Raw genomic sequence first — 1599 nt, 5'->3', positions numbered from 1 at the left:
CCTAGAATGGCTGTTCATCACCGTCGCCCCGAGGAGACCCGATACGCATGCCCGTCCACCCCGTCCGGCTCTTCGGCGATCCCGTCCTGAGGACCGCCGCTGATCCCGTCACCTCCTTCGACGACCGGCTGGCGCGGACGGTGACGGACCTCATGGACACGGTCGCGCACGAGGAGGGCGCCGGTCTCGCGGCCCCGCAGATCGGCCTGTCCACCCGCGTGTTCGTCTACACCTGTGGAGGACGTCGGGGCCACCTGGTCAACCCGGAATGGGAAGCCATCGGGGACGAGACCACCGAGGTCAACGAGGGCTGTCTGTCCATCCCGGGTGTGTCGATGCCCACGGAGCGGTTCGCCCGGCTCCGCGCACGCGGGTTCGACATGAAGGGTGACCCGGTCAGCTTCGAGGCGGAGGGCATCCTCGCCCGCGCTGTCCAGCATGAGATCGACCACCTCGACGGGGTGCTGTTCCTCCAGCGGCTCACCCCGGAACGTCGCCGCGCCGCCATGGCGGAGATCCGGTCGTCAGCGTGGTTCGGCAGCGCCGCCGTCAGCGCCAGGGTCGTCTACGACCAGCTCTCCGACGCCATGGCGGTGAGGTGACCGATGCGCCTCGTCTTCGCCGGCACCCCCGACGTCGCCGTCCCGTCCCTGCGGGCTCTCCTCGACAGCGACCGCCACGAGGTGGTGGCCGTGGTCTCCCGACCCGACGCGCGCACCGGACGTGGCCGCGGGCTGTCCCGCAGTCCCGTCGCGGCCGCCGCCGACGCGGCGGGGATCGAGGTCCTCACCCCGCCCAACGCCCGCGATTCCGGGTTCGCCGAGCGGCTGCGTGAACTGGCGCCCGACGCCGTCCCCGTGGTCGCCTACGGACACCTCGTCCCACGGCCCGTTCTGGACATCCCGGCGCACGGTTGGATCAACCTGCACTTCTCCCTCCTGCCCGCGTGGCGGGGGGCCGCCCCCGTCAACGCCGCCATCGCGGCCGGTGACGAGGTCACCGGCGCCACGACGTTCCGGCTCGACGAGGGGATGGACACCGGCCCCGTGCTGGGGACGATGACCGAGACGATCCGGCCACGCGACACCGCCGGCGACCTGCTCGGGCGACTGTCCGAGTCCGGGGCCGGTCTGCTGGTCGCGACGCTCGACGGCCTCGAGGCGGGGGAGTTGCGCCCGGTACCGCAACCGACCGATGGCGTCTCCCACGCGGGGAAGCTCACCGTCGACGACGCGCGGGTGCGGTGGTCCGACCCCGCCCTGGCGGTCGATCGACACATCCGGTCGGTCACCCCGGCGCCCGGTGCGTGGACGACACTCGGCGGCGAGCGGGTGAAGATCGGCTCGGCCCGCCCGGCCGAGGAGACCGCCCCCGACCTCGAGCCCGGCCGTATCGCGTGGGACAAGAAGGCCGTGCACGTGGGCACGGCCTCCGCTCCCATGGTGCTCGAGACCATCCAACCCCCGGGCAAGAGGATGATGGACGCACTCAACTGGGTCCGCGGTGCGCGCCTCGACGCCGAGGCGGCCTTCGAGTGAGCGCCGACGGCGGACGGGGTCGCGGCGCCGGAAACGGCGGCAGCGAACGGGGCCGTGGCGC

At 72.8% G+C, this 1599-nt stretch carries 2 protein-coding genes; both read left to right on the top strand.

The features are described 5' to 3' along the window. Positions 1 to 47 precede the first annotated feature (47 nt). A complete protein-coding gene (def, locus tag G6030_RS10775) occupies positions 48 to 602 on the top strand; it encodes a peptide deformylase (RefSeq protein WP_182643119.1) in 555 nt (184 codons plus the stop codon). Between the two features lie 3 nt (positions 603 to 605). After that, entirely contained in the window at positions 606 to 1538 is a 933-nt protein-coding gene (gene fmt, locus G6030_RS10770) for a methionyl-tRNA formyltransferase (RefSeq protein WP_061228653.1), read from the top strand. Positions 1539 to 1599 lie beyond the last annotated feature (61 nt).

The organism is Dietzia sp. E1 (assembly GCF_014145015.1).
GTDB classification, from domain to species: domain Bacteria; phylum Actinomycetota; class Actinomycetes; order Mycobacteriales; family Mycobacteriaceae; genus Dietzia; species Dietzia cinnamea_A.
The sequence above is the reverse complement of the archived record's forward strand: the minus strand, read 5'-3'. Positions and strand labels throughout refer to the sequence as shown.